Here is a 2,544-nt window from a genome sequence, read left to right as displayed (position 1 = left end):
GCGATCACATCACGGTGCTCCGGCGCGTGATGGGTGACGACACCGCCGCGGGCGAGGTCGTCTTCACCTTCGACCCGGATGCCGCCGGCCAAAAGGCGGCGCTGCGCGCCTTCGCCGACGAGAAACGCTTCGCGGCGCAGACGTACGTCGCCGTGGCGCCCGAGGGTCTCGACCCGTGCGACCTGCGCCTGCAGCGCGGCGACGGCGCGGTGCGCGCGCTGATGGACAACAAGGCGCCGATGTTCGAGTTCGTCATCGACCAGCGGCTCAAGGACTACGACCTCTCCAGCGTCGAGGGACGCGCGGGCGCGCTCCGCGCCGCGGCCCCGATCGTCGCGGACATCCGCGACCCGGCGCTGCGGCCCGGGTACGTGCGGGTGCTCGCGCGGCGTCTCGGTCTCGACATCCCCGAGGTGCAGAGCGCCGTCGAGCGCGCGGCGCGCGGCGCCGACCGGGCCGAGAAGCGCGACGCGCAGCGCGGGGGAGCCGAGGCACCCGCGCCCGTCGCCGTCTCGGTGACGATGGCGTCGCTCCCGAACACGCGCGACGTCGCCCTCGAGCGCGGCGCGATGATGGCGTTCCTGCAGTACGGGCACCGCATCGAACCCGACCTGTTCCTCCGCGCCCTGCAGACCCCGTTCGGCCACCCCGCCCTCGAGGCGGTGCGGAGCACGTTGGCATCCACGGATCTGTCCCAGCCGGGCTGGGCCGTCGCCGCGGTCGAGGCGGTGCGGGAGCCGTTCCGGACGCTCGCCGCGGAACTGCTCACGGCCGAGTTCCCGGCGCGGAGCGAGGAGGGCGCGGTGGCCTCCGCGAACGACCTCGCGCGCGGACTCCTCGTGCGCGAGCTGGAGCGCGAGAAGAACGAACTGCTGCGCGGCATCCAGCGCGTTCCCGCCGATTCCGAGGAGGGTCGCCGTCTGCGGCTCCGACTGCGCGAATTGGATGCCGACCGGCAGCGGTTGACCGCGGGCTGACGCCCCGCGGCCCATCGGCTGGCGCGGACGCCGCGGGTCGGGGAGGATGTCAGCATGCCCCGGTCCCTCGACACCGCCGTCGCCGTCCGTGCCGACGACCTCTCGCTCGCCCGCAACGGCGTCCGTGTGATCGACGGCGTGACCTTCACGCTCGCGGCCGCGGGCAGCCTGGTCGTCATGGGCCCGACCGGCTCGGGGAAGACGTCGCTGGCCTCGCTGCTCGCGGGTCGTCCCGACGAGGGACTGACCGTCGTCGGGGGAGATGCGCGCGTGCACGGCATCTCAGCGCGGCATCCCGGTCGCGCTCTGCGCGAGTGGACGTTCCACACCGGGTACCTGCCGCAGGGTGCGGGCGCGAACCTGCCGGCGCGACTCACGGTGCACGAGGTCATCTCCGAACCGATCACCGCGCGGGACCGCCGCGTGAACACGCGCGCCCTCGCAGTCCGCGTCGCGACGCTGCTGGACGAGATGGAGCTGCCGCTGGGTGCCTCGCCGAAGTACCCGTACGAGCTCAGCGCGGGCATGCGGCAACGCGTCGCGCTCGCCCGCGCCCTGGTGCTCGAGCCGCGGCTCTTCGTCGCCGACGACCTCTACGCCAACCTCGACGTCGAGGTGCGGCAAGCGGTGCGCGCAGCGCTCACCCGCCGGCGGGACGAGCGCGGAATGGCATCCCTCGTCGTCACGAACGACTCGGACGCCCCGCGCGACCTGGATGCCGATGTCCTCGTGCTGCGCGCGGGCCACGTCGTCGCGTACGGTCACGGCACCGAGGGTCTGCAGTGGACGCCGGACGGCGCGCCCGACCGACGAATTTCGGCCGGCTGATTTTTCCGCTGCGCCGCGGTGCTGTTAGTATCGTCTGGTTGCCCGCCGCCAGGCGGGCATGATCCTCGGTAGCTCAATTGGCAGAGCAATCGGCTGTTAACCGATAGGTTCTTGGTTCGAGTCCAAGCCGGGGAGCGAGAGACCCGCGTCCATCTAACGCGGCTCTCACCCTAGGCCCGGGCTTCCACCCCGGGCCTTACTTTTTGCCCGGATCCTGGTCCGAATCGAGCGCAGTGTCGAGCTCGTCGTCGAGGCGGTGTTCCTCGGCCTCCGCCGGGTTCGCCTCCATGTCGGGGACGATCGAGGTGTCGTGCCGGTCGGTCTTCTGCGCTGCCGGGTCGGGGATGGGGGTGCGGTCCTGTTCGGTCATGCGCTCAGGCGATCACGGACCGCCGCCGCCGTCGAACCCGTTGACAGCGCTTCCTGGTCGGTGCCCTGGGAGCGGTTCCAGTAAGCTCGCTCCGGCCGCATCCGGCGGTCCGAGAGGATGCCGCCGCCCGTGCCCACCGCCCCGACCCGCACGCGTCTCGACCTTCAGGGACTCCGCGCGCTGGCCGTCCTCGGCGTCGTCGCGAGCCACCTGGCGGGGTGGCCGACCGGCGGATTCGCGGGCGTCGACGTGTTCTTCGTCCTCTCGGGGTTCCTCGGCACCGGCATCCTGCTCCGCGATCTCGCGGCCACCGGTTCGATCGACCTGCGCGCGTTCTTCGCGCGCCGGATCCGGGGGCTGCTCCCCGCC

Annotated in this window: 3 protein-coding genes, 1 tRNA gene and 1 pseudogene; 4 read left to right on the top strand and 1 reads right to left on the bottom strand. The window is 72.4% G+C overall.

Annotated features, from left to right (window positions below):
• From I5G_RS04560 to I5G_RS04550, 3 genes and pseudogenes are all read left to right on the top strand, one after another.
• A pseudogene (locus tag I5G_RS04560) lies at nt 1-977 on the top strand (DNA primase); the annotation flags it as partial.
• 54 nt (nt 978-1,031) lie between these two features.
• Nucleotides 1,032-1,805 (top strand): ATP-binding cassette domain-containing protein, encoded by a 774-nt coding sequence (locus I5G_RS04555; RefSeq protein ID WP_022878001.1) that lies wholly within the window; start codon nt 1,032-1,034, stop codon nt 1,803-1,805.
• A gap of 62 nt (nt 1,806-1,867) precedes the next feature.
• Nucleotides 1,868-1,940 (top strand) — tRNA-Asn (locus I5G_RS04550).
• Between the two features lie 61 nt (nt 1,941-2,001).
• Here I5G_RS04550 and I5G_RS25705 read toward each other — a convergent pair.
• Nucleotides 2,002-2,175, bottom strand: coding sequence for a hypothetical protein (locus I5G_RS25705; RefSeq protein ID WP_022878000.1), 174 nt, complete (start codon nt 2,173-2,175; stop codon nt 2,002-2,004).
• A 129-nt stretch (nt 2,176-2,304) separates the two neighbouring features.
• Here I5G_RS25705 and I5G_RS20615 point away from each other — a divergent pair.
• Nucleotides 2,305-2,544: acyltransferase (locus tag I5G_RS20615; RefSeq protein ID WP_036326279.1), on the top strand; the 240-nt coding region annotated here is incomplete at its 3' end.

It is taken from the genome of Microbacterium sp. B19, from assembly GCF_000333395.1.
In the GTDB taxonomy this organism is placed as follows: Bacteria; Actinomycetota; Actinomycetes; order Actinomycetales; family Microbacteriaceae; genus Microbacterium.
This window is presented reverse-complemented; position numbering and strand designations above follow the sequence as displayed.

What these genes read in the sequence shown, in the direction of transcription:
- I5G_RS04555 (WP_022878001.1), top strand. Translation starts at nt 1,032, where the DNA reads ATGCCCCGGTCCCTCGACACCGCCGTCGCCGTCCGTGCCGACGACCTC.
- I5G_RS25705 (WP_022878000.1), bottom strand. Translation starts at nt 2,175, where the DNA reads ATGACCGAACAGGACCGCACCCCCATCCCCGACCCGGCAGCGCAGAAG.